The following is a 22,354-nucleotide window of genomic DNA, read 5'->3' as shown; positions in this document are numbered from 1 at the left end:
AGGGCAGCCATGCGAATCCTGATCGTAGAAGATGATAACGAGACGAACCGCTTCGTGGCCCGCGGGCTTGCGGAATTGGGACATCATGTCGTCACCAGCACCGATGGTCGCGACGGGCTGTTTCAGGCGACTGGCGACCAGTTCGACGCGCTGATCGTCGATCGGATGCTTCCCGGTCTGGATGGCCTGTCGCTTATCAAGGCGCTGCGCGCGGCGGGCAACATGACGCCGGCGCTCATGCTCACCGCCGTGGGCGGCATTGCCGATCGCGTCGAAGGACTGGAAGGCGGGGCCGACGATTATCTGGTCAAGCCGTTCGCCTTTTCCGAGCTGGCCGCGCGCGTGCATGCACTCGGTCGGCGTCCCGCTGCCCAGACCGAAGCGAGCGTGCTCGTTATCGGATCGATCGAGCTCGATCTTCACCGGCGCACCGTCACGCGAGACGGTCGCCGGATCGTGCTGCAACCGCGCGAGTTCGCGTTGCTCGCCGAGCTGATGCGCAATCCTCGCCGGGTGATGACGCGCACGATGCTGCTGGAGCGGGTCTGGGATTTCGATTTCGATCCCAAGACTAACATCGTCGAGACGCACTTGAGCCGCCTGCGCTCCAAGCTCAACGCCGGGTTCGACGATGATGCGATCGAAACCGTACGCGGCGCTGGCTATATGATCCGCGGCGCGTGATGACCCGCCCGTGGCGATCCACCTTCGGGCTTGTCGCCCTTGTCGCGTGCCTTTTCGCGGTGGGGACGCTCATCATCGGGGTCGTCGCCTATGAAGTGACGCACGAAGCCTTGGAAATCCAGCTCGATCACCGGGTCGCGATCGAAACCCGCGCGTTGATCGACGAAGGCGATGATGGTCCTACAGGCGTTGCGGCTGCAATCCGCCGGCGCGAGGCGGCGCGAAGTACCGCCAGCTTGGATTACCTATTGGTCGACCCTGCGGGTCGCCGCGTGGCAGGGTTGCTCGACGCGACCGCACCGACCGCACCGGGCTATCTGGAGTTCCTGCATTACCGGCGCGATGGCCAACACAGGATCGCACAAGCCCTGACCACACGCTTGCCCGACGACAGCCGGTTGGTGGTCGCCGCCGATCGCGGCGTCATCGACGAGATGGATGCGACGCTGCTGAAGCTGTTCGCGGGGGCGTTCGGGGTAATGCTCCTGCTCGGCATCGGCGCGGCTTGGCTGGTCGGTGCGGTAACGCGCGTGCGCCTGTCGCGCATCGACCGCACCGCGCTCGCGATCATCGATGGCGATCTGGCGCGACGTATGCCGCTCACCGGCGCGGGTGACGAGTTCGATCGCGTGTCGGCGACGCTCAACCGGATGCTCGACCGGATCGGCGGACTGATGGACAACCTGCGCCAGGTGTCGAGCGACGTAGCCCACGACCTGCGCACACCGCTGACCCGCCTGCATAACCGGCTCGATGAAGCGCTATCGGCACGGGACGTGGACGAGAAACGCCAGGCGATCGAGGCCGCTGCCGCACAATCACGCGAGCTGCTCGATATCTTCGGGGCATTGCTGCGCATCGCGGAGGTGGAAGCATTGTCACCCCGCGCCCATTTTCAGGACGTACCGCTGGACCAACTGGTCGATGAACTAGTCGAAACCTACCGCCCCGATATTGAGGCAAGTGGCCACCTGCTCGTCACAGCGATAGCCCCCGCGATATGGACGATGGGCGATCGACGGCTGCTGCAACAGCTTATCACCAATCTCCTCGACAACGCGCTTCGCCACACCCCCCCTGGGACGACGGTTCGCGTCGAGCTGGAGCGTGATGACGCCGTTGCTCGCTTGACGGTCGCCGATGATGGACACGGAGTAGCACCCGAAGATACGTCCCGGCTGTTTCAGCGGTTCGCGCGCGCGGAACGTAGCCGATCGTCGGAAGGTCATGGTCTGGGGCTTGCACTCGTCGCTGCGGTCGCGACCGCGCACAGGGGCGCGGTTTCGCTGCTCGCGCCGCCCGGATTTGGGGTTGTCGTTGAACTACCAGTTGGGAAAACATGATGACAATCGGCGACAGGCGCGAACTTCTGAGCAAGGTGCCAGCGATCACGTTGGGCTTCTGGATCATCAAGATTCTGGCGACGACGCTCGGCGAAACAGCCGGCGATACCGTCAGCATGTCGATGAACCTGGGCTATCTTGTCGGCACCGCGATTTTCCTGACGGCGTTGATCGCGCTGGTTTGGTGGCAGATGGCGGCGACGCGCTTCCACCCCTTTCTCTATTGGTCGACGATCATCGCATCGACCACCGCGGGAACGACGATGGCGGACTTCGCCACGCGGTCGTTGGGCATCGGCTATACCGGGGGTTCGGCGCTGCTGCTAGGATGCGTGCTGGCGTCCTTGTTTGCCTGGTATCGCACCCTTGGGTCAATCTCGGTCGATACCGTGCGGGAACCCAAGGCGGAACTGTTCTACTGGCTCACCATCACCTTCTCGCAGACGCTCGGCACGGCGCTAGGGGATTGGACAGCGGACACCGGGGGCCTCGGCTATCTTGGTGCAGCGGCGATCTTCAGCGCGATGCTGGCAATACTCGCCGGTCTCTACTTCTTGACAAAGGCAAGCCGGGTATTCCTGTTCTGGGCAGCGTTCATCATGACCCGGCCGCTCGGCGCGGCCGTGGGTGACTTCCTCGATAAGCCAATCGCAAAGGGTGGACTGGATTTCAGCCGCCCGCTCGCTTCCGCAGTGCTCGCGGCGGCCATCCTGGTCCTCATTTTGGTCCTCCCACAACGCGCAGGCCAACATCCTGGTGAGAACAGGGCCGGGTAAACTGAACCGGTATCTCGCCACGACACCCGACCATTGAAAGACAGCCTGTGTTCGATCGCCTAATCGAGTTCCTTAACGAAGCCGACTACCTCGGCATTGCCGCGCTGATGTTTCTTGAAAATGTGTTTCCGCCAATCCCCTCCGAAATCATTATGCCCGCTGCCGGTTTTGGCGCGGGGCAAGGGCGATTGAGTCTGTTCGGGGTGATCGTGGCCGGCACGGGCGGCTCGGTCGCGGGCGCACTTTTCTGGTACTATGTTGGCAAATGGATCGATGCCGATCGGCTACGGCGCTGGGCCGGACGGCATGGGCGCTGGCTGACGCTTGCACCACGGGACATCGACCGCGTAGACCGCTGGTTCGATCGACATTCCGGTAAAGCCGTGTTGCTCGGCCGGCTCGTCCCCGCGCTGCGAACGCTGATCTCGGTACCAGCAGGCGTGTTCGGTATGTGTCAACGGCGGAGCAAAAGTCGGCCATTCGGCGGCGTAAAACCAGGCCATCGTGTTACATGCCGGGGGGAGTGGCGTGAGGGCGTAGCCCGAGGGCCACTCCCCCCGGCATTGGTGTAATTTTCAGGGTCTGGTTTTGGCCTTGCGGGCCCGGCTGTGCGCGAGGCGATAGCTTTCGCCGTTCATCTCGAGGATGCTGACGTGATGGGTCAGGCGATCGAGGAGCGCGCCTGTGAGACGCTCAGATCCGAAGGTTTCGGTCCATTCGTCGAAGGGCAGGTTGCTGGTGATGAAGGTGGAGCCGCGTTCGTAACGCTGGGAGATCAGCTCGAACAACAGTTCGGCGCCGGTCTTGGAGAGCGGCACAAAGCCCAGTTCGTCGATGATGAGCAGCTTGTATCCGGCCATCTGCTTCTGGAAGCGCAGAAGACGGCGCTCGTCGCGGGCCTCCATCATTTCGCTGACCAGCGCTGCCGCGGTGGTGAAGCCCACCGACAGTCCTTTCTGGCATGCTGCCAGTCCGAGCCCCAACGCTACGTGCGTCTTTCCGGTGCCTGATGGCCCCAGAGCGATGGCGTTCTCACGCCGCTCGATCCACTCGCAGCGCGCCATCTCGAGCACCTGCATCTTGTTGAGCCTGGGGATGGCGGCGAAGTCGAAGCTGTCGAGGCTTTTGACGGCGGGGAAGCGCGCGGCCTTGATGCGCCGCTCGACCATGCGACGCTCCCTGTCGATCATTTCCATCTCGACGAGGCGGGCGAGGAAGCGGATATGATCGACGCCTTCAGCGGCACATTGCCGCGCGAGCTTGTGATGCTCACGCAGGCACGTAGGCAGCTTGAGCGCTTTGAGATGGTGAGCGAGAAGGATCTCCGGGGCCTGATCGCTCATGCGGCCTCCTGCCGGTCGGAGAGCAGGCTCAGATAGGCTCTGGCAAAGGTCTTCTCGACCGTGGTGCGTGGCAGGAAGGGATAGACGTCCAGGTCCAGCCTGGGCGGTACGCGTTCGATCCGGCACAGGACGAGGTGCTTGACGGCATCGAAGCCGATGGCGCCAAGATCGATGGCCTGTTCGACCGCCGCCTGGAGATCGGCGAGGGTGAACGTTTCCAGCAGGCGCAGTACCTGCACATATTCGCGCCTGCCATGTTTGTGCATGCGCCCTTCCATCAACCGCTGCAGTGTCGTGAACGCTTCGGGCAGGTCCCAGCCCTGCAAAGGCGCAGCCTGGTCGAATGCGTTGATCTTCTGCTCGATCAGCGGGAGATAATGGAGCGGGTCGAAGACAACCTCCTCGCGGGCATAGCAACGAGGATGACGGGCGATGACTTCGCTGCGGCAGCCGATCACCACCTCATCGACATAGGCCCTGATCCAGACCTCCTGATGGCCCCAGGCCACCGGAACCGAATAATCGTTGGTCCTGTAGCGCACCAGGGATTGCGAGGAGACCCGCCCGCCTTTCTGATCGCAGGCCTCGAAGGGTGTAGCGGGCAGAGGCTGCATGGCCGCGAGATCGCGCTGCAGCCGCTCACCGATCGTCTCGCTCTGCCCGCGCACCTTGTCCTGCTGGCGCTTGCGGCATTGCTCCTCCAGCCACAGGTTGAACGCCTCCCAGGTCGGGAACTTCGGGATCGGCACCATGAAGTTGCGCCGGCAATAGCCTACCAGCCCCTCCACATTGCCTTTCTCGTTCCCCTTGCCCGGGCGAGCATAGCGGTCGCGGATCACGTAATGTGACAGGAAAGCGCTGAACAGCGTGGCACGCTGCCGCGTGCCGTCGGGCAGGATCTTCGTCACAAGGCAGCGATCGTTGTCATAGACGATCGAGCGCGGTACCGCGCCGAAAAACGCGAAGGCATGCACGTGTCCGTCCACCCAGGCCTCCGCCACCGCCGCCGGATAGGCCCGCACATAGCAGGCATCACTGTGCGGCAGATCGAGCGCGAAGAAGTAGGCCTTCTGCTCCACCCCGCCGATCTCCACCAGCGCTTCCCCGAAATCGGCCTGCGCATCTCCCGCAGGGTGCGCCAGCGGCACGAACATCTCCCGGCTGCGCTGTTCGCGCTCCCGGATGTAATCCTTGATGATCGTATAGCCGCCGGTGAAACCATGCTCGGTGCGCAAACGGTCGAATACCCGCTTCGCCGTATGGCGTTGCTTGCGCGGGACACTGCGGTCACCCTCAAGCCATCCATCAATGATCGCCACAAACCCGTCCAGCTTCGGGCGCTGCGGTACGGACTGGCGCCGGTAACCCGGCGGCGATGAAAACGACAGCATCTTGCGTACCGTTTCGCGCGACACATTGAAACGCTTCGCCGCCGCCCGTTGGCTCATGCCATCCGCGCAAGCCAGACGGACCTGAAGATAAAGTTCCACGCTGTAGATCCCCACACCTCCCTGACTCGGCAGAAAGGCTTCAAGGTGGACGACTTTTACGCCGCCCGCAGCAGGACTATCCCGCCGCTACCGTGGTCGAATATTGCTCCGCCGTTCTCAGTAAACCCGGTATCTCGCCCGGCGAGCGCTCCTTCGGCCTTCAAAGCTTGCCGGATTTTGTCGTTGAGGATGAGACGGGTCGCATTTTCCAGCACCAATATGTTGGTCCTGGTGCGGCTCTTGGCACCAAGGCGCGTCCACTCTCCTACAAGCGCCTGCGCCAGATTTTCGGCGGTATCGCCACTTACCACCTTGTCGAGCGATGCCAGCGAAGCCCCATAATTCTCAAGCCGGGCCTGCGTCACTGCGACCTTCATAGGGCGTGTTTCTTGCCGAACCGATGCGGTCAGTTCCGCCTTGGGCAGCCCCAAGCGCTGCATGAGCCAGAAAGCCTTACCCTGCTCGATCGCACCGGTCTGCATATTATCGCCGAGCAGAATCAGGCGCGCGCCGGTCTTGCGACTGATCTCCAGCACTCGCATCGCCTGGCGGTTGCCAAGCTGCCCAGCCTCGTCAAGGATCAGGACATGGCGGTTATCGACATTGCGGCCACCACCCGCGATCAGGCTGGCCACGGTCCGCGATTCTATTCCCGCACTGTAACCCAGATTGGCGGCGGCCGAGGAGGTGGGCGCCAGCGCGATCAGGGTCGTTTCAGGCCCGGCACCTGCGTTCAATACCCTGACCAGCGTCGATTTGCCCGCGCCCGCAACGCCATGGACACCGACCACGCGGTCAGCCGTCGTGCCGATCATCACCAACGCCGCAGCCTGCTCGGCGTTGAGACCATTTTCGTCAGCCAGATTTTGAAGTTTCTCGCCGGTTGCGATTGGCTTTGCATCATTGAGCGCGAGCGCGAGTTGATCCGAGAGCGCCAATTCAAGTCGCGCGGTTCGACGCGAAGTGCGCCCGCGCGTATGAATTTCGTCGCCAGTTGGGTGGCGGGTTTCAAGCAGCCTGGCTCTGGCTTCATGCGCCTGCGCGAGGGGGCGGATATCTTCCAACCGCACCTCGCCGACATGAGAGGCAAGGCCGATACGTAACAGCTTGCCCAGATTATTGACCGCCTCGCGCGCCTCCGCCTGGCGCAGGCCAAAGAGCATGGCGCGCGCAGCAGTGGCGGGCTCGATACCAAGACGGCGCTCCCCTTTCTGCTCGGCTGCCACCTTCACGCCTTCGATAGCATCCTGGTGGACACCCAGGCGTGCTGACCAACGGTGGTGAAGCGCATCCAGGGCAAGTTTTTCCTTGGGACCGCGCGTCTGGTAGAAGGACATGCGTCGGGCCGCCTGGCCCGCCAGCCCATTTTCCCGCGCATGCGCCTCGATCTGCTCCGCGCGCTGGGACATATGTTTGATGAGTTCTTTGGGTATGTCACCAATCTCGAACAGTCCCTTGCGCGGATCATAGTCGATTTCATAGCCAAGTTCTTTGAGCCGATGGGCCAGATCGTTGCGATAAATCTGCCCTGCAACCATCTGTTCTGAAAACATCGCCCGGGTTTCGAGGCTGGACATGGGCGTTCCGTCCCCCCGATTGGTCATGTTCATGATCACGACATGGGTATGGAGGTGGGGGTCCAGTTCGCGCGAGGGATGTTCGGTAAACCGGGCAAAGATCAGACGCCCGGTGGTTTCGTGAAGGATATTGCCATCGACCCGGTGACGCAGCGTCGCATGCTCCTCCAGATAGGATAGCGCCGCGCTCACCGCTTTTTCATGCGCGGCAATGACCCGTTCGTCACCAGCAACGAGCGCCATGATCGACACCGATTTGGGCGCATTCACTGCAAAGTCCCATCCTGGATGATGCTGGATCTTGCCTTCCCCACGGCGGCGACCCAACTGCTGCTCACCGACCTTCCCATCGAGCAAAGCCTGGAAGGTCGAGGGATCGACCTTACCGTTTAGTCCAAGCTCCGCAGCGATGGCACCACCCCATTGCGAATGTTCGTCGGCACCTTTGGTGTAATAATCACCCACCATATAATAGCGGGTGAGATTGGTCGGCGTGCCCTTCAAGCGACGAGGATGGATCATGCTGGCGTCGCCCTGTTGCGAGCACCATCGTGACGCGCATGCTGGGAAAGGCGGAAGCCCGCGGGCTTGCCAAAAAGCTCCAACGGCGGTGGTACAGGTGGCGCTAGGCTTTCACCATCATTCCTGCTCGGCATAACGGCATTTGGTGCGGGCGCATCTACCCCGCCAAAACCGGCTTCTTCTTGTTCAGGCGGAATTTCGGCGGTCTCGTGGGATGACGATGAAGTCTTGCGACGGGTCGGCCTGGCCATGCGTTTCGATGCAGTTTTTGTCGGTGCCCCTTCCCCATCCAGCTGCGGTGACAGCCGGACAGGCGGGGCGATCCGCTCTGCAAACGCGACAGCAATTGAGGGCAACTTATTATAGCTGTCGATAAAGCGCACCACCGGAAGACTGCGACCGAAACGCAGATAACCGACGAGATTGGGAAGATTGGTAACCTCGGTATGCATGACCAGCGGCCGGGTCACTTGCATGCGCGACAGGTTTACCCCATCGCGCATATCGTTGACGCCGTAGGACATGCCCTCATTGGCTTCGACCTGTTCAACCTGTCCCAGATTTTCGCTGACATGCCTTGCGGTCGGGGTGTCGTTGGCGCGCAGCGCTACCCAGGTCGAGCAATAGCCGGTGATGGCTGCTGCATCCTGAATACCATAGGTGGCCTCAAGCTGCGGATAGCTTTGAAACCCCAATATACCACATCCGCCATATTTGCGGGCGCGGGCCAGAAAGTCGGAGAGCGAGGGCAGTTTCTGGAGTGATGGCAGTTCGTCGATCACACAGTAAAGACGCCGATCCTGGTCCGGCTCCAGGCTCATGATGGCGCTGATCGCGATGTCCAGCCAGACCGTTATCAGCGGACGAAGCGAGGGCAACTGGTCAGCCTTTACGGTAATGAATAGCCAGCTATCATCCTTTTCATTGGCGACCCAATCGCGGATCGACAGGCCATCATCTGTATCATCCAGATAGGAGAAGCTGCGCATGACCGAAGCGAGTTCCGCCTGGATGCCCGCTGAGGTTCGTTCCCCTTCAATGGAAATAAAGGCCGACGCATCGGTTCCGGCGGCAAAAGCGGCCAGTTCCTTGAGCTTGGACCGAAGCAGGGTGTCCAGCAGGATCGAAACCAGGGTCCGTTCCTGCCGCGCCAACTTGCGCATGACGGCGACCAGCGTGCCGCGCGCCGCTTTCGCCCAGAAGGGATCGCCGGTCTTGTCGGGGATGGTCGATTCCGCAATCTGGTCATAATGATAGTCGCGCGGCACATCGACCCAGGGGGCCCAGGCATCAGCGCGGGCATCGAGCGGGTTGAGGAGGATGTCGGTGCGTGGCCGGTAGAATTTCTCCACAAACGTACCCGCAGTGTCATATACGATAGCCCGGCGCTTCTTCTTGCGTACCCCGTCGAGCATCTTGATGATGAGGTTGGTCTTGCCTGTGCCAGGCGCGCCGCAGATGAGGATATGCTCTGACTCGAATGCGTGAGGCACGGGAACGCCGCCGATGGCGAGGCTGCCGCGCTTCTGCCAGCGCAACGCCCGGCGTATCTGCCGCACGGTTCCAAAGCGCGCGCCGCGCAGGAACTGGTTCGACCCGAGCCCCCTGCCCATGCGGGTAAAATAGAACCAGGCCCAGAACAGCATAGCGAGGGCAAATAGACCCGAAAGCGCCGCCCCGTGCAGGAGATAGGTTTCGAAAGCGACAAGCGTCTTATGGGCAATGCCCGACTCTAAAATATCTCTGGGCGTCGTCCAATATTCACGGCCGGCGGGTGTCTTGAACAATATGGGCGTGACGTTGCCAGGGACAGTATCCCCCATCACCATTGCCTGGCCGAGCTTCATCAGAACGAAGCGTTCATAGTCGGATGACTTCTCCAGCGCATACCAGATGATGCCGCCAATCCAGATGATGACACTGGCAAGAAAGGTCTGGTAAAAAACCTGCGTGGTCATGCGGACATTGTGGACGATCGCCTGGCCGCCACGCGTCCAGGACCCCAATGTGTCATGTCGGAAAATGCTCATGGCCGGTCCTGCTCGGGATCGAGCAGCCCCCTTTCCTTGAGCAGGCGTCGGGCATCGGCCAGTCCTGCTGCCAATATGTCGGGTGTGCGCGCGCCGATTGACTTGGCGAGGATCGCAAGGGTTTGAATGGCAGTCGCGTGCAGCTCATCCAGACGGGCATGATATCCCGATGGATCGTCCCCTTCAAAGCGGTGCAGAATATCACGGAGATAGGCAGACGGGGTGCTGCCGCTGCTATGGGCCTGATCGACCAGTCGGTCGAACAGGGCGTCATCTAGACGGATAGTTATTCGGGCCATGCGCAGATCCTGTTTCTGCGCCGACGGGTAGTGAAGCCTTGACCTTATGGCAGATTCGTCGCTTGATCTCAATGCCATAGAGAAATTTTCGGTGTCTGCCATGTCCGACAAATGATGACATGGGCGATCAAAGACTTAGCGTAGATCGACTGATCGGGCGTCATACCGGTATGACGATCAGTGACAAACTGTCCGACCGATGTGACAGACATAAGCTGCGGAAATTAGGGCGGTTCGCGTTCGCAGCACTCGTGCGTACGGTGCATTACAAAACGGCCTCGTGCCGTGCGTCCTTACCTCGCAGCGCACTTGCCGCTGCGCTGCCTCGTGCCGGAAGGCGCGGGGCTCCCCGCAGGGGTTTCTGTCCTTGCCCGCGGCACATCCCGCCACAGGCCAACGCACCCCAGCTGCAACATTTCCATTGCGATCATGATGCACTCCATCGATAAGAAACAGGTGGCGGGCAGGCCATCTGACAGGAAGATGCCATGCCCAGAATGACTGAACGCGAACGCCTCGCTGACCTCGAAGCACGACAGAAGAAAGTCGCGCAGGAGATCGACCAGACCCGCCGCGCTTTGCGCGGCAAATATGCCGCGATCGTCTCCGAACTGCCGATCGAGTTTTTGACTGAACGCGAGTTACGCGACATTCTCACCCACGCGATCCGCGCCGGTGGCGCAGCCTCTGTCGCTACGCTCAAGACCCTGCCGCCCGCCACAATCGCACATAACCAACAACCCGGCCCGCGCCCGCAGGGCGTCCCTGCGACGAGCACGGCGGAGCCGCGCGCAGGAGGCCGGGGTCGCCCAAAAGGCGACACCGCATCGCTCCGCGACGGACCCCTTACGGGTCCCTGAGCGGGGCGACATATCCCGACAGTAAAAACAGGAGGACCGGTTCGGCAAACCCGAACCGGTCCTCCTGACCCCTTTCCGTCAGGCCGCGCTGTGACGCTGCCCTGCTGCGCCGCTCTTCTGATCTGCAAGCCGGAAGAAGTGCGCGGGCACGCCTTTTGCGCGGACCAATCGTGCCAGATGGGACTGAAGCCCTGAGCCTTCGCACACCACCGCCTCGACTGGCTGCAGCGCCAGGAGTTGCTCATTGCGCGCGAACCCGGCCCTTTGTCCCAGCTTGCGGTTGAGGGTGAAGGCTATCAGCGGTGTGCCACTGCGCGCCGCCCAGGATGCCGCGATCGCATCGCATCCCTTGTCCTGCGCGCTCGTCGCCAGCACCATTGTCGGAATGCGCTGGCGTATCGCATCAAGGGTCGTGGTGATCTGGTCATGATCCTCCCAGACTTGCCCACCGGAGAATATGACGATCGGTCCCTTTGGGGAATGGCTTGCGGCTTTTTTCTCCCTGCGGGCGGTCAGGAAGTCCTGGGCGGCAACCACCGAGGCGGTGCGCTTGCTCGACACCAGCGATCCCTGCGGTGAAGACCAGGGCCGCCCTGTTTCATTATGATAACTTCCTGCGGCATGGTCGCGCATGCAGGCCACCGCATCGCGCGCCTCGTCGAGGGACTGGCAGATGGTTTGCGCTTCTTCCAACTGCGCCATCAGCACCTCGCTGCCGTCGGCATCGCGGACCAGATCCCGGACCTTGAGCGCTGCCTTGTCCGCCTCGCCATCGAGCTGTCCTGCAACCTTGTGGAAGCTGTGCACGATCCCCCAGGCGATCCGTCCGGCTATGCTTTCGAGCCTTGTGTCGCGCAGGACGTCAAAAAGAGTGCAGATCATCAGTTCGGTCGCCTGCTGCACCTGCCAGGGATCGGGCATCCCGGCATCGCTCTCCTCCTCGGCATGCCCCATGCGGAACCCGTCGATCGTCTCGGTAAAAGCCTGGCTGAAGCGGTCGGACACCTGCCCGGTTTCGAGCCCCAGCAGGTCGGCAATTTCGGGGAAGGAACGGACGGTACGGAAAATCCTTGTCATGAAAACCTCCTCTTTACAGTTTGAGATTTTCTCTTCGGCACGGGCTCCGAGCAGCGGGGTCAAGGATCGGGCGTAGCCCGACCGCGCAGCGGCGGTGGGGGTCACGATTTTTTCTGGCGGCCACTAAGGCTGGATCGACAGACACAGGTCAGACCCGCCGGAAAAAATGGTGGGGCCCTGCCGTCCTTGAGGCCGGTGCTGACCCCGTGCCACACTAAAAAGAGTTGAGAGAAGAGAGGAGGCTCCCGAATCTGGGGCTCGATGCCCCTGATTCGGGAATGGGTCCTGGGATGACCTGGCGATATTACGCCATCAGCGAGCCCCGTTTGAATATGAACTCTTCAGGGGTATCGCGCTCAAATATGCCAAAGTTCAGGCCGCCGTCGGAGTGATGGAAAAGGGATCGACCAGGCTATGGATAGGCTGCGCTCGTCCCATCCATGGTTCGGGCTTGATGGCGCGAACCCAGTCGGCAAAGGATGGAATAAATCCCAGATCCTCGATGACATGCTGTTCGGCAATCAGGCGCACGGGAACAATGCGGCCTGTCGAAAGGGTGATCGTTGGCCCAAAAAAATGCTCCGCCATGAAAATGCCTTCGGCATGATGGCGCAGGCTTCGGTGCCGATAGTCGGCGATGATCAGTTTTGAAGGCTCATCGAACCATTGATGAAGCGGCAGGAAATCTTCGGCCTCACCGCCCCATTTGCGTACGCTCGAAAGCGCATGATGATAGCAATGTCCCATGACGCGCCTCCTTTAGAAATGGTGGGTAAATTCTTCCGTGGCGGTATAGCGGTCATAATGGTCGAGCCGGATCGTTCCGGCAGCGACGTCGAAGATAAATTCACCAAAGGCCCCGTCTCCATTTTCCCAGCCCGGATGGGCAGAACCCAGTAAATGATAGGTGATATTTTCCAAGGCCTGGCCCAGCGGAACAGTCTGCGATTTAGGGATATCTTCGCCCCAGGGCAGTACCAGCATGTTCACCGGCACATCGGTTATCGGAAGGCTAATGCCCTGTGCATCGCGCGCCTCCATCTCTTCGATCTGGCCACTATCGCCCGATCCATCAAAGCGGATGAGCACCATGCTCATGCCAGCAGCCGACAGTACGCCAAATATGCCGGTCTTGTTCACCGGCAGAAGCTGGGCCTCCTGCGCCTCCCGGCGCGCCCACCTGGCCATGACGTCGTCTACCACCACAGGCGACACAGACGCATCGCCCCATTCTGATCCTTCTTCCATGCGCAGCCTCCTTCATAGCCACGCGATGATCCTGTCATCGCGCCACATCCCCCCTCCTCCGCTCCTATCCTGGGGCCGTAAGCTTGCAGTCGCTCACCTGAGAGCAATGCCCCGACACTCGCCTTAGACGCCGGCCCGCCACGCGCTCAGATCTGCGATCAGTATGTTTCAGGATTTCCCGGTGGCACATAGGCGAGGTAGGGATCGCCTTCCCACAGATGCCCGAAAGGCGTCATAATATAAGCCTCTCCATCCCGTCCAACCGCGCACAGAACATATTTTGGTTCGCCCGTCACGGAATCGGTACATTCCACCAGCGCAAGATTGCCGTCTTCCGCTGCCCGCAGCAGCGTTTGAAAATTCCGCCGGTACGCATCAGGTATCGCCATATTGGCCTCCCAAAAAAAGGGACGGTCGCTCATGCGCCGTCCCCGGTTTGGTAGATTGAACGATCAGGCAGCGGCGTTGCGCCGGCGCCTAGCGCCAGGCCTGCCCACGGCCTCTAACGGGGCCTGATCTGCCTTGCGGAAGGCATGGATTGGAATGCCCGCCTTGCGCAGCACCTGGTAGAGATTGGCCTGAATGCCCGATCCTTCGCCCAGCACCGCTTCGACGGGTTTCAGTTCTACCATCTTGCGGTTGCGCAGGAAGGGCGCTTTACGACCTGACCCCGCCAGGGTGTAGGCGACCAGCGGCACGCCGCGGTCACCGGCCCAGGCCGCGACGATCGCGTCGAACCCCTTGCGCTGGGCTGTTGTCACCAATGTCATGTGCGGCACCCGCTTGCGCACCAGATCGAGCCGGTCCCATATCGGTTGCCAGTCATGCCAGTCGGCATGGCCGGAGGCGACCACAATCGGGCCTTTGGGCAGATAGCGCTCGCGCGCAGCCAGATCACGGGCGCGCATGAAATCCTGCACCGCGATCTGGGTGGCGCTGGATGCAGGCGACGCCCGCGTCCCCCGGGAGGGCGACCAGGGCCAGCCCGACTGAGCGCTATACACATGGGCGGCATAGTCGCGCATACATTCGATCGCTTCGCGCTGCTCGGTGGTCGATTGGCACAGCAACTGCCGTTCTTCCAGTTCGCTGTTGAAGACTTCGGAAAGATCGGGCCGCCGCAGCATGTCGCGTAGTTCATCGACCAGCGCGTCCTCGCGCCGCTCTAGTCTGGACGCCACGAAATGGAAGCTGTTGACGAACCCCCAGGCGATCTCGGCGGCAAGCGGTTCGAGCCGCGTACCAGAAAACAGGTCGAAGATGGTGGCAATGACGGCCCCGCATTCGGCCTGCGCGGCAAGCGGTTCGGGCATGTCATGTTCGCTTGGGCTTTCGCCCGGCTCGATGATGCTGAGCGGGATCGGATCGCCAAAGGCCCGCTGAAAATCGGGACTGGCGGTGATGGCGGCATAAAGCGTTTTAAGATCAGCAAAGCTGTCGACGCTGCGGGCATTATCCTGGGACATGGATTGTCTCCTGGGTGATGGCATGACAAAAAAATGGCCGGAGAAGCGAATGCTTCCCCGGCCACAGTGCGGATGATCAGCCGTTCAGCCGTTCAAAGTCGGCTTGCCTGTCGAACCCCGCGTCGGCACCGGCCAGCGACCCGTCCATGCCAGCGGTGCTAGCGCCAAAGCCGCTCTCTTCTGCCCGATCATAGCCAGCGTCACCGCCACCCATCCGGTCATAATTGGCCGCGCCAAAGCCAGTGCCACCAAAGTCCGAGCGCAGCGTGTCGCGCCGCCAGGCGATCGAATAGCCGCCATTGTCGGTCGGGAAAAAGGCAACCGGCAGCGGTTCAGGCAGGCTGGGATCATCGATATTGCCGGCGAGGAATATTTCGCCCGACTTTTTGGCCACCGCTTCCCACAGCGCACCGACCTGCACCCAGCGCCGCGCGACGTTAAGCGCGAGGATTTCATAGACCGGCGCACGCGGATTCTGGCTATCGACTTTGCGCAGGCCGATGCGGGGGAGATCGATGGTGCGGGTGGCGACACGGCCTTCCAGACGACCATTGACGATACGAACTTCTCCGATGTTCATTGACTTAACCTTTCCAGATCGTCGCTCGAAACCCATTTCCGGCGACAATCTTTCCAGATCCTCCTCTCCTCTGATCCTGCCCTCGCCCCCTGCGCCATTGGTAGGGGCGACCCACTGCCATTCGCCTATGCCCCCATTCTTCACGCCGCGCCGCGCTTCCTTTCCACGCATACCCCCGCCCCACGCGGCAGGGATGCGCGCCCGTCAGGGCCAAGACCCGCGCAGCGGGGCTTGGGGCGCCAGCCCGCCAGCCCGGTGCCCGCGCACCGCGCGGGCAGCCGCCCATTCCCAGTCCCAATATCATTCCACGCTTGACGTCCCTCGTCCCAGCAAGACAAAAATGGCCCATGGCCTCATCCAAAACCCTCAATCAGACCAACCTCGAAGCGCTGGGCGCGCAGCGCCTGGCGCAATTGCTGCTGGAGCTTGTGACGAGGGACGCGCAGGCCAAACGACGGTTGCGGCTGGAGCTGGCCAGCGTCAGTGGCAGCGGGGACGTTGCCGACCAAATCGGCAAACGAATTGCGACCATCGCCAAAGCGAAAGCCTTTGTCGACTGGCACAAGGTCAAGCTGCTGGCAGCGGACATAGAGGCACAGCGGCGAGCAATTATGGATCATGTCGCACCCCATGATCCGGCAACTGCATTGGATCTGCTCTGGAAACTGGTTGCGCTGGCAAGACCGGTATTTGATCGCTGCGATGATAGCAGCGGTCAGATCGGTTCGATATTTGCTACCGCATTGCCTGACCTTGTGCCACTGGCTGCGGCAGCAAAACTGCCAACTGCACGGCTGGCAGACAGAGTGTTCGATAGCGTGTGCGACAATGGCTATGGCCAGTTCGACGCGCTCATCACGCTGATGGCGCCGGTTCTCGGGAAGCCGGGACTGCTACTGCTCCAAGGCAAGTTTGAGGCGATGGCAAGCAGCCCGTCAAAGCAACAGACGCAAGCTGAACGACCTATGATCGGCTATGGATCAGGGGGCGCCATCTACGAGGATGATATGGAGATCCGGCGTCACGCCCGCACAGTCCAGACCGCGCTGCTGGAGATTGCCGATGCGTTGGGTGATGTGGATGCTTTCATAGCCCAATATCCCGTCGAACAGCGCGACAATCCCGCCATCGCCGCGGCGATCGCCGAGCGCTTGGGCGACGCGGGCCGGACGGACGAGGCGATGGCGGCTATCGAGCACGCGCAGGCCGTAAGGCAGAAAGATGGCCACTGGCCGGATTGGGACCGGGTGCGGATTGCTATCCTCGATTCCCTGGGCCGCACCGACGAGGCGCAGGCCGAACGATGGGATAGGTTCGTCACGGCGCTCGACGCCCAATATCTGCGGGCCTATCTCAAACGCCTGCCCGATTTTGATGATCTCGACGCGGAGAAGAAGGCGCTGGCCCATGTCCGCGCCTTCCCGTCCTTATCCCACGCCCTGCATTTCCTGCTCGCCTGGCCTGATATCGAGGGCGCGGCAGCTATGATGCTGGCGCGCGCTGACGAACTGGATGGCGATCCTAATGAACTTCTCAACCATGCTGCCGAAGCACTGGAAAGCCGCCATCCGCTGGCGGCCACATTGGCGCTTCGCACGATGGTCGATTTCGCGCTGGAGCGGGCGCGGGTCAAACGCTATCCGCATGCCGCCCGCCATCTGGAAAGCTGCGCGCATCTTGCCCGCAGAATCGATGATTATGGCAATCATCCCGACCATGAAACCTATGTAGCAGCACTCCAGGCACAGCATGGACGCAAGCGCGGTTTTTGGGAGGACTGATCGCAGCCCATTTCTGTTCAAGCGACCAGCGCGACAATATATTCCTGAAACCTGGGCGCACGACTGGTCGTGCGAAAGGGCTGCAGAGGGTTCGCCGTGCGAAGGATGAACTGGCTGACGCCGGTCTGCCGCTGGCGTTGCAAGGCGACGGCGTAAGAGTTTTCGAACGAGGACAGTCGCTGGCGACGCGGCGATAGCGATGCCGCAGCATCGGTGTTGGACATTGGGACTTCTCCATCAGGGGCTTTTTGCGCCGATGACTAACCAGCCAGCATCATCAATGCGGCATGACGGTTCGACTCCTGACAGGAAGGAAGTCGGTCCAGCTTAATGCGCGAGCACCGGCCGCCACGACCGGGCGATGCCACATCAGTCTTACGACAGGATAGTGCTCACATCCCGGGCACCGTGGAGAATGCGTTCAATGCGGACACTCCCCGGCACAAGCGTGTAGAAAATCACATAACTGCCATATACTCTGGACCGCAGATCCGGGCGAAGCTCGGAACGCACCGTGCCAGAGCCAGGAAAATCGAGAAGCTTTGTGCAAGCCGCTTGGAGTTCATCGATGAATGTCAACGCCCGATCAACATTATCCCGGGCAATGAAACTGGCAATATCTGTCAGATCAGCGTCGGCTGCCGGTGAAAACGAAAGATGCATCACTGCTCCTTGTTGGCAGCGGCGATGTCAGCAATGCGTGCCCTTGCATTTGCGAAGGCTTGCTCCGCAGGTATGCCAGTCCCGCTGCTCGCACCCAGATCGATCTCGGCGCGTAGCGCCTCAAGCCGCGCCTGTCGCATGGCGTCCTGCTCCTCTAGCAGACGCAGGCTGTCGCGAATGACCTCACTGGCCGATGCATAACGACCGGTGTTCACCTGTTGCTTGATGAAGCCCTCGAAATGGGTTCCTAAGGTGAAGCTGGATGGCATAGTCATACTCCTTTCCGACCTAGATATCATTTTATGATATAATTCTGCAAGAGCCGCGCTCGACAGAATGCTGACAAGCAGGTGACGAGAGGCGAAGTGCTCCCTCAACCTGCATCGAACGTCGGCCAGCAAGAGGATGGTGGTTCATCCCGGTCGAACAGCAGCCAGGACGCTCCGTCCGCATTGGCTGCCGAAAGCAACGCCCAGAGTTGAGGCGAGATGTCCGGCGGATCGGCGGCCTGGCAGGCCGCGATGCCGCAATGAACGAAGAATCCGTAGAGATGGGGTTCGATAACCAGATCATTATGCGCGACATGCAATCGGCCGTCATCATCGCGCGGCGCTGCCCTGATCAGCTTTTCGATCTTCTGTCGCTCGGCGAGCGGAATATGCATGGTGGACAGGGTAAACATCGCGGATCGTCGCATATCAAGCCTCCCCAGAGCAGGAATTTTTGGAGGGTGCGAAGGCGTCATGGCGCCGGTTCCAATGTCAGTTCGACGCCCGTACGGGTCGCTGTAACCGTGAGAGTGCGGTCCGGCGGTATCAGCCATTGCACCTTGTCGGTAAGCCTGTCGCGGATTTGCCGCAGCAGAGCCTCCTCCTCGCTCAGCAGCAACGCATAGGCGTAGTTACGCGCGCTTCGCTGAAAATTGTCCTGCTGGGTTTCCCAGCTGTCGCAATCGCTGCCATCCGATGCCCTAAAAAGGCTCTGCTCCATTTGCCAGGCCAGATCATCGGGTGAAACGACGGCATTGCTCCCAATAAGGATGATCGCATCCTCGAGATCATAGCCTTCATTGCGACACACCAGCAGTTCAAGCGGGAAGCATCGCTTCGTAAGCGTCGCACCAGGCAATGCGCAACTGGCGATCCCCAGTTCGAGCGTGATTGCGTCGGCCCGTCCCGATGTGCAGGACGGATCTAGTTCGGTGTCGGCCTCATACATATGTTCGAGACCATTTTGTTCGATCACAAAGGCAAGAGTCTGCAGGCGGGGCAGCCTGTCATACCAGTCATAGCCGGAAAATTCCGGCGCGATCCGCACCGTGCGCATGCCGAGCTTGTCCGGCGCATTCAATATCGGCGCAGCGCCTTGCTGAAGGTCTATCTCCAATGCGGGCACGACCAGCATATCAGGCGACGATATGGGTTCGCCCTGATCGCACCCCATGCTGTCGGCGGTCATCGGCGCCCAGCATGGAAGCCAGGGCGCTGCATGCGGTAGCATGATGCCCAATGCCCTGGCGCGCTTCCATTCCGTAAAGCCCAGTCGATGGTCGCCACTGTCGCAGATCATCCGATAGATAGCGGCTTCTGCAGCGATCTTGAGCGCGTCGAGCCCTGCATTACGGACCATTTCCTTGCGCGTAGGCAGAACCAGTTGCAGATCGGGCGCGTCGATAATGTCGACCTTCACGCACCATTTGTCGATTTTGCCCACCTCCGACACGAACGGCAAATCGCAAGGCACGGTGACACCGTGAAAATTAATGCGGGCCATGTCGACCGGCTGGTAGCCGCGCCAGCTGAAAATGCCGATGCGGCAGCCCTGCCAGGTTTCGACCCGAACAGCCTCGGCGAGGAAATCCTCGCGTGGCAGAGGCGTGCCCGACAAAGTTACCGGCAGCGGAAAATAGCGTGCGGCGTTGCGGGCGGCGGCAAGCAAATTCTTGGTCCATGCGTCCGGCAAGGCGATGCGCAACTGCGTACCGCCGGTTATGACGCAGGGCTGGATCGCGAGCGGCTCTGGGCTCTGCCAGCCTTGTTCGGGGATCTCGACCATCCAGCCCCTGCCCGCGCTGCGCGACCAGGATCGTACTTCAACATGACGTCCTGCAAGACTGAACATGCCCATGCCGGCCGGATCCTCGCGGTGGGCAACTGCATCATTCCAGCCTGAATAGCCAAGAGTCAGCAGCGCAACCGGGTCATCGATGCCCGAACCGTCATCACTCACGACAAGGATAGGGGCACCATCGGAGCCTTCAAGATCCAGAGTTACAGCGCTGGCGCCAGCGCGGCGGCTGTTTTGCAGCAGCTCGTTCAGCACATCGTGGATCGTACCATTGAACAGACGCGTGACGCGCGTGATGAGGGACGCGCCCACCTGTGGGGTGATCGTAAGAGGTAACGCCATGATCTATGTCTCCTTGGACAGGCGGTCATTTTCCGCCCCTTCTCAACGTCCCCCTCCCCTCCGATCGAAAATCCGCCGCTGCCAGGCCGATCTGTGCAAAGCGATTTGCCGTCGGCGCGCTTCATGTTCACCAGTCATGCACGAGCAATTGCGGCAGCGTTGGGCCATCGCAGTCGAAATGCAGCAGATCGATGCCGCGCCGCCGCGCAAAGAGGATGGCAGCCATCAGATCGGCAGGCAGGGCGCGCTCGCAATCGGCTGACATAGAGCGGGTCGACAGAAACCAGCCATGGGCGTTGCGCGCCACCGTGGTTGGCGCTTCATGGGCGTGGCCATTGCACCAGCTATCAAGCAACAGCGCCGTGTTCATCGAAAGATGCGCGGTGGAAAGCAGCTGATATTTGCCGATCACGCCAATTGCGGGCGTAGGCGACTGTTCTGCAGGTCGGCTGCGCAATTCAGGATGGGTGCGGGCCGGCATCGACGATCCCGCCAATAGCGAGGCAAGGCCGCGCTTTGCAGAGGAAGGCATAGGAAAACTCCTGAAATATATGGTGTAGGAGATGTGTCTGCGCGGCGACATGGCGCGGTAGACGCACGGTCAGGCCAGCGATGATGTCGCCGTGCGCCGAAGATCGGGCACCCGACCATTGTCGTAAGCGCTCTCGCCCGACAATTGCAGCGCCTGCTGCTCGGCACGATACCAGTCTGGCGCATCGATCCGGTAGGTTTCACAGGCATAGAGGTCGTTTCCGCTGAAGAAGTGGATATCGACGCGAAAGCTTTGGAGCGAATGCTGGGACGAGGTCCGCATGATGGCGTCCTTTCAAGGGCGAGCGTGATTGTCGCCTTTCAACGACCGTCACTGATGTGCGAATGGGAGATTGGGCGACGCGGTGCCGGGGCCAGCCGGGGTCAATGCGCCCGTTCGAGAAGCCTGCGTCCCTTCGTCTCAACGTCGAGACGGCTGTCCTGATTGGATTTGGACCGGGCATGGGCGGTGATGCCCTGGACAAAGTCGAAAATGCTGGCAGGCGGATGACCTTCTTCGGCCAGCACGGTGGCGATGATCTTGCCGGTTTCGGCCTTGGAAAAACCCTGACCGCGCAGGAATGTCTGGCGATCTTCGTCGGTGCGGGCGACAATACGCTCGCGCGCAGCGCGAATGCCCCGGATGAAGCCGCTGGCGGAGGAATCAGCGAAGTTTTCAAGTGCAGGCGCGGCTTCATGGGCGAAGCGATTGGCGGCAAACTTTGAGTGGCGGATCGAGATTTCCTCGAAATTCTCGACACCCCACAGATTGCGATTCATGCAGACGGCGCGCAGGTAGAAAGTGGCAATGCCCAGCGTCTTTGACCCGACTTCAGAATTCCAGCAGTAAAAACCGCGGAAAAACAGGTCCGGATCGCCATTGGCAAGGCGTCCGGCCTCAATCGGGTGGGTATCATCCACAAGGAAGAGGAAGACATCGCGATCGGACGCATAGAGCGTCGTTGTGTCGCGGGATACATCGACAAAGGGGTTATAGTGCATCGAAGACCAGTCAAGGACGCCGGGCACTTTCCAGCGCGTATCGCCCACACCGTCGCCCGCGATCTTCATGACCGCGGCGACCAGCTCATGATCCCAGATGCGTCCATAATCAGGACCTGTAACCGCGCGTAATTCAGCGCGGCCATTTTGCGTCTGAAGCAGCTTCACCTGTTCGCCGCGATGGGAGAGCAGGCCATGCTGGAGATTGATGCCGGCAAGCGCTGCGGGCAGCGAGCGCAGATAGGAAGCGGGTGCACCGACCAGGCTGGAGAGCTGGCCAAAGGACCAGTTGGTGGGCGCGATGGGCATATCCTCGCCCGGCACGAATAGGGTCAGGCGTTCCGGATTATCGGCACGCGCTTCGACCCGGAGCGATCGGCTTTCGACGATCCGCGTCGTCGCTCGCTCGGCCCGCGTGCGGACATGGTCGTAAAGGTCTGTCAGCGACAGGAATTTCTCGTCATCGGGCCGCGAAAACCATTCTGACGAGACACGGCTGACATTATGGCCGCGGGAAATATCGACGCGATAGGCACCCGTTACCGGCGCACTGTCGACCGGGATTGCAAGACTGGACATGAGAGGCTCTCCTCATAAGAGTCATGAAGCCAGGGCAGCGCCACTGATCCTCGCAAATCCCTTCCCCCCTCCCCTCCGCATGTCTGGCCAGGGT

General features: G+C 61.0%; 24 protein-coding genes and 1 pseudogene. 6 read left to right on the top strand and 19 right to left on the bottom strand.

The features are described 5' to 3' along the window. Window positions 1-9: 9 nt before the first annotated feature. Genes ACZ2HM_RS20545 through ACZ2HM_RS20530 form a run of 4 tightly spaced genes read left to right on the top strand, consistent with a single transcriptional unit; the run spans window position 10 to window position 3,375 of the window. A complete protein-coding gene (locus ACZ2HM_RS20545; protein ID WP_470426900.1) occupies window positions 10-684 on the top strand; it encodes a response regulator transcription factor in 675 nt (224 codons plus the stop codon). Then, window positions 684-2,027: a sensor histidine kinase gene (locus tag ACZ2HM_RS20540; protein WP_119749407.1), complete on the top strand. Its 1,344-nt coding sequence runs from the start codon at window positions 684-686 to the stop codon at window positions 2,025-2,027. The genes ACZ2HM_RS20545 and ACZ2HM_RS20540 overlap by 1 nt, the downstream gene beginning before the upstream one ends. Further along, window positions 2,027-2,803, top strand: coding sequence for a COG4705 family protein (locus ACZ2HM_RS20535; protein ID WP_119749451.1), 777 nt, complete (start codon window positions 2,027-2,029; stop codon window positions 2,801-2,803). The genes ACZ2HM_RS20540 and ACZ2HM_RS20535 overlap by 1 nt, the downstream gene beginning before the upstream one ends. 47 nt (window positions 2,804-2,850) lie before the next feature. Further along, window positions 2,851-3,375, top strand: a complete 525-nt coding sequence (locus ACZ2HM_RS20530; RefSeq protein WP_470426899.1) for a DedA family protein — start codon at window positions 2,851-2,853, stop codon at window positions 3,373-3,375. 3 nt (window positions 3,376-3,378) lie between these two features. On the opposite strand, the gene istB is transcribed toward ACZ2HM_RS20530, so the two are convergent. From istB to ACZ2HM_RS20505, 5 genes and pseudogenes are all read right to left on the bottom strand, one after another. Beyond that, window positions 3,379-4,146, bottom strand: a complete 768-nt coding sequence (gene istB, locus ACZ2HM_RS20525) for an IS21-like element ISSsp5 family helper ATPase IstB (protein ID WP_007686288.1) — start codon at window positions 4,144-4,146, stop codon at window positions 3,379-3,381. After that, window positions 4,143-5,636 carry an IS21 family transposase gene (istA, locus tag ACZ2HM_RS20520; RefSeq protein WP_011950768.1) on the bottom strand — a complete coding sequence of 498 codons (1,494 nt, stop codon included), beginning with the start codon at window positions 5,634-5,636 and terminating at the stop codon, window positions 4,143-4,145. Before istA ends, istB begins: the two co-directional genes overlap by 4 nt. A gap of 128 nt (window positions 5,637-5,764) precedes the next feature. Beyond that, window positions 5,765-7,735: pseudogene (gene mobF, locus ACZ2HM_RS20515) on the bottom strand (MobF family relaxase); the annotation flags it as partial. Beyond that, window positions 7,732-9,765: a type IV secretion system DNA-binding domain-containing protein gene (locus ACZ2HM_RS20510; protein WP_470427161.1), complete on the bottom strand. Its 2,034-nt coding sequence runs from the start codon at window positions 9,763-9,765 to the stop codon at window positions 7,732-7,734. The pseudogene mobF and the gene ACZ2HM_RS20510, both read right to left, overlap by 4 nt. Further along, window positions 9,762-10,064, bottom strand: a complete 303-nt coding sequence (locus tag ACZ2HM_RS20505) for a hypothetical protein (RefSeq protein ID WP_470427162.1) — start codon at window positions 10,062-10,064, stop codon at window positions 9,762-9,764. The genes ACZ2HM_RS20510 and ACZ2HM_RS20505 overlap by 4 nt, the downstream gene beginning before the upstream one ends. 488 nt (window positions 10,065-10,552) lie before the next feature. Here ACZ2HM_RS20505 and ACZ2HM_RS20500 point away from each other — a divergent pair, with 488 nt between their 5' ends. Continuing rightward, entirely contained in the window at window positions 10,553-10,924 is a 372-nt protein-coding gene (locus ACZ2HM_RS20500; protein WP_470427163.1) for a hypothetical protein, read from the top strand. 78 nt (window positions 10,925-11,002) lie between these two features. On the opposite strand, the gene ACZ2HM_RS20495 is transcribed toward ACZ2HM_RS20500, so the two are convergent. From ACZ2HM_RS20495 to ACZ2HM_RS20470, 6 genes are all read right to left on the bottom strand, one after another. Further along, window positions 11,003-12,001 carry a DUF2493 domain-containing protein gene (locus ACZ2HM_RS20495; RefSeq protein ID WP_470427164.1) on the bottom strand — a complete coding sequence of 333 codons (999 nt, stop codon included), beginning with the start codon at window positions 11,999-12,001 and terminating at the stop codon, window positions 11,003-11,005. Between the two features lie 372 nt (window positions 12,002-12,373). Next, window positions 12,374-12,748 carry a DUF6915 family protein gene (locus ACZ2HM_RS20490; RefSeq protein ID WP_130754541.1) on the bottom strand — a complete coding sequence of 125 codons (375 nt, stop codon included), beginning with the start codon at window positions 12,746-12,748 and terminating at the stop codon, window positions 12,374-12,376. Between the two features lie 12 nt (window positions 12,749-12,760). Beyond that, complete coding sequence (locus ACZ2HM_RS20485) at window positions 12,761-13,249, bottom strand: DUF6878 family protein (RefSeq protein WP_313921847.1); 489 nt, start codon at window positions 13,247-13,249, stop codon at window positions 12,761-12,763. Between the two features lie 158 nt (window positions 13,250-13,407). Continuing rightward, window positions 13,408-13,671: a DUF6117 family protein gene (locus ACZ2HM_RS20480; protein ID WP_313921846.1), complete on the bottom strand. Its 264-nt coding sequence runs from the start codon at window positions 13,669-13,671 to the stop codon at window positions 13,408-13,410. Window positions 13,672-13,701: 30 nt separating this feature from the next. Beyond that, complete coding sequence (locus tag ACZ2HM_RS20475) at window positions 13,702-14,715, bottom strand: DUF2493 domain-containing protein (protein WP_313921845.1); 1,014 nt, start codon at window positions 14,713-14,715, stop codon at window positions 13,702-13,704. 76 nt (window positions 14,716-14,791) lie between these two features. After that, entirely contained in the window at window positions 14,792-15,295 is a 504-nt protein-coding gene (locus tag ACZ2HM_RS20470; protein ID WP_119749426.1) for a DUF736 domain-containing protein, read from the bottom strand. Between the two features lie 347 nt (window positions 15,296-15,642). Here ACZ2HM_RS20470 and ACZ2HM_RS20465 point away from each other — a divergent pair, with 347 nt between their 5' ends. Beyond that, window positions 15,643-17,076: a DUF6880 family protein gene (locus tag ACZ2HM_RS20465; RefSeq protein ID WP_470427165.1), complete on the top strand. Its 1,434-nt coding sequence runs from the start codon at window positions 15,643-15,645 to the stop codon at window positions 17,074-17,076. Window positions 17,077-17,093: 17 nt separating this feature from the next. Here ACZ2HM_RS20465 and ACZ2HM_RS20460 read toward each other — a convergent pair whose 3' ends face one another. The 8 genes from ACZ2HM_RS20460 to ACZ2HM_RS20425 all read right to left on the bottom strand — a co-directional run bounded on the left by ACZ2HM_RS20460 (window position 17,094) and on the right by ACZ2HM_RS20425 (window position 22,260). Next, window positions 17,094-17,300: a hypothetical protein gene (locus ACZ2HM_RS20460; RefSeq protein WP_119749430.1), complete on the bottom strand. Its 207-nt coding sequence runs from the start codon at window positions 17,298-17,300 to the stop codon at window positions 17,094-17,096. A 151-nt stretch (window positions 17,301-17,451) separates the two neighbouring features. Next, entirely contained in the window at window positions 17,452-17,739 is a 288-nt protein-coding gene (locus ACZ2HM_RS20455) for a type II toxin-antitoxin system RelE/ParE family toxin (RefSeq protein ID WP_119749433.1), read from the bottom strand. Next, entirely contained in the window at window positions 17,739-18,014 is a 276-nt protein-coding gene (locus ACZ2HM_RS20450; RefSeq protein WP_470427166.1) for a type II toxin-antitoxin system ParD family antitoxin, read from the bottom strand. Before ACZ2HM_RS20450 ends, ACZ2HM_RS20455 begins: the two co-directional genes overlap by 1 nt. A 98-nt stretch (window positions 18,015-18,112) precedes the next feature. Next, the gene (locus tag ACZ2HM_RS20445) at window positions 18,113-18,436 is read right to left on the bottom strand and encodes a DUF5983 family protein (protein ID WP_130754530.1); all 324 of its coding nucleotides are present in this window, start codon (window positions 18,434-18,436) and stop codon (window positions 18,113-18,115) included. A gap of 44 nt (window positions 18,437-18,480) precedes the next feature. Continuing rightward, on the bottom strand, window positions 18,481-20,148 hold the full coding sequence (locus ACZ2HM_RS20440) for a sensor histidine kinase (protein ID WP_130754528.1): 1,668 nt from the start codon (window positions 20,146-20,148) through the stop codon (window positions 18,481-18,483). Between the two features lie 127 nt (window positions 20,149-20,275). Further along, a complete protein-coding gene (locus ACZ2HM_RS20435) occupies window positions 20,276-20,680 on the bottom strand; it encodes a DUF5983 family protein (protein WP_130754526.1) in 405 nt (134 codons plus the stop codon). Between the two features lie 69 nt (window positions 20,681-20,749). Further along, window positions 20,750-20,962, bottom strand: a complete 213-nt coding sequence (locus tag ACZ2HM_RS20430) for a hypothetical protein (protein WP_119749441.1) — start codon at window positions 20,960-20,962, stop codon at window positions 20,750-20,752. 101 nt (window positions 20,963-21,063) lie between these two features. Continuing rightward, the gene (locus tag ACZ2HM_RS20425) at window positions 21,064-22,260 is read right to left on the bottom strand and encodes a DUF932 domain-containing protein (protein WP_130754524.1); all 1,197 of its coding nucleotides are present in this window, start codon (window positions 22,258-22,260) and stop codon (window positions 21,064-21,066) included. Between the last annotated feature and the right edge of the window lie 94 nt (window positions 22,261-22,354).

The organism is Sphingobium sp. KKT206 (genome assembly GCF_055640555.1).
Note: the sequence above shows the minus strand (reverse complement) of the source record. Positions and strands in the feature narration are given on the sequence as shown.

Coding starts and splice junctions, on each gene's coding strand:
- ACZ2HM_RS20545 (WP_470426900.1), top strand. CDS start 10: ATGCGAATCCTGATCGTAGAAGATGATAACGAGACGAACCGCTTCGTG.
- ACZ2HM_RS20540 (WP_119749407.1), top strand. CDS start 684: ATGACCCGCCCGTGGCGATCCACCTTCGGGCTTGTCGCCCTTGTCGCG.
- ACZ2HM_RS20535 (WP_119749451.1), top strand. CDS start 2,027: ATGACAATCGGCGACAGGCGCGAACTTCTGAGCAAGGTGCCAGCGATC.
- istB (WP_007686288.1), bottom strand. CDS start 4,146: ATGAGCGATCAGGCCCCGGAGATCCTTCTCGCTCACCATCTCAAAGCG.
- ACZ2HM_RS20510 (WP_470427161.1), bottom strand. CDS start 9,765: ATGAGCATTTTCCGACATGACACATTGGGGTCCTGGACGCGTGGCGGC.
- ACZ2HM_RS20505 (WP_470427162.1), bottom strand. CDS start 10,064: ATGGCCCGAATAACTATCCGTCTAGATGACGCCCTGTTCGACCGACTG.
- ACZ2HM_RS20500 (WP_470427163.1), top strand. CDS start 10,553: ATGCCCAGAATGACTGAACGCGAACGCCTCGCTGACCTCGAAGCACGA.
- ACZ2HM_RS20495 (WP_470427164.1), bottom strand. CDS start 12,001: ATGACAAGGATTTTCCGTACCGTCCGTTCCTTCCCCGAAATTGCCGAC.
- ACZ2HM_RS20490 (WP_130754541.1), bottom strand. CDS start 12,748: ATGGGACATTGCTATCATCATGCGCTTTCGAGCGTACGCAAATGGGGC.
- ACZ2HM_RS20485 (WP_313921847.1), bottom strand. CDS start 13,249: ATGGAAGAAGGATCAGAATGGGGCGATGCGTCTGTGTCGCCTGTGGTG.
- ACZ2HM_RS20480 (WP_313921846.1), bottom strand. CDS start 13,671: ATGAGCGACCGTCCCTTTTTTTGGGAGGCCAATATGGCGATACCTGAT.
- ACZ2HM_RS20475 (WP_313921845.1), bottom strand. CDS start 14,715: ATGTCCCAGGATAATGCCCGCAGCGTCGACAGCTTTGCTGATCTTAAA.
- ACZ2HM_RS20470 (WP_119749426.1), bottom strand. CDS start 15,295: ATGAACATCGGAGAAGTTCGTATCGTCAATGGTCGTCTGGAAGGCCGT.
- ACZ2HM_RS20465 (WP_470427165.1), top strand. CDS start 15,643: ATGGCCTCATCCAAAACCCTCAATCAGACCAACCTCGAAGCGCTGGGC.
- ACZ2HM_RS20460 (WP_119749430.1), bottom strand. CDS start 17,300: ATGTCCAACACCGATGCTGCGGCATCGCTATCGCCGCGTCGCCAGCGA.
- ACZ2HM_RS20455 (WP_119749433.1), bottom strand. CDS start 17,739: ATGCATCTTTCGTTTTCACCGGCAGCCGACGCTGATCTGACAGATATT.
- ACZ2HM_RS20450 (WP_470427166.1), bottom strand. CDS start 18,014: ATGACTATGCCATCCAGCTTCACCTTAGGAACCCATTTCGAGGGCTTC.
- ACZ2HM_RS20445 (WP_130754530.1), bottom strand. CDS start 18,436: ATGCGACGATCCGCGATGTTTACCCTGTCCACCATGCATATTCCGCTC.
- ACZ2HM_RS20440 (WP_130754528.1), bottom strand. CDS start 20,148: ATGGCGTTACCTCTTACGATCACCCCACAGGTGGGCGCGTCCCTCATC.
- ACZ2HM_RS20435 (WP_130754526.1), bottom strand. CDS start 20,680: ATGCCTTCCTCTGCAAAGCGCGGCCTTGCCTCGCTATTGGCGGGATCG.
- ACZ2HM_RS20430 (WP_119749441.1), bottom strand. CDS start 20,962: ATGCGGACCTCGTCCCAGCATTCGCTCCAAAGCTTTCGCGTCGATATC.
- ACZ2HM_RS20425 (WP_130754524.1), bottom strand. CDS start 22,260: ATGTCCAGTCTTGCAATCCCGGTCGACAGTGCGCCGGTAACGGGTGCC.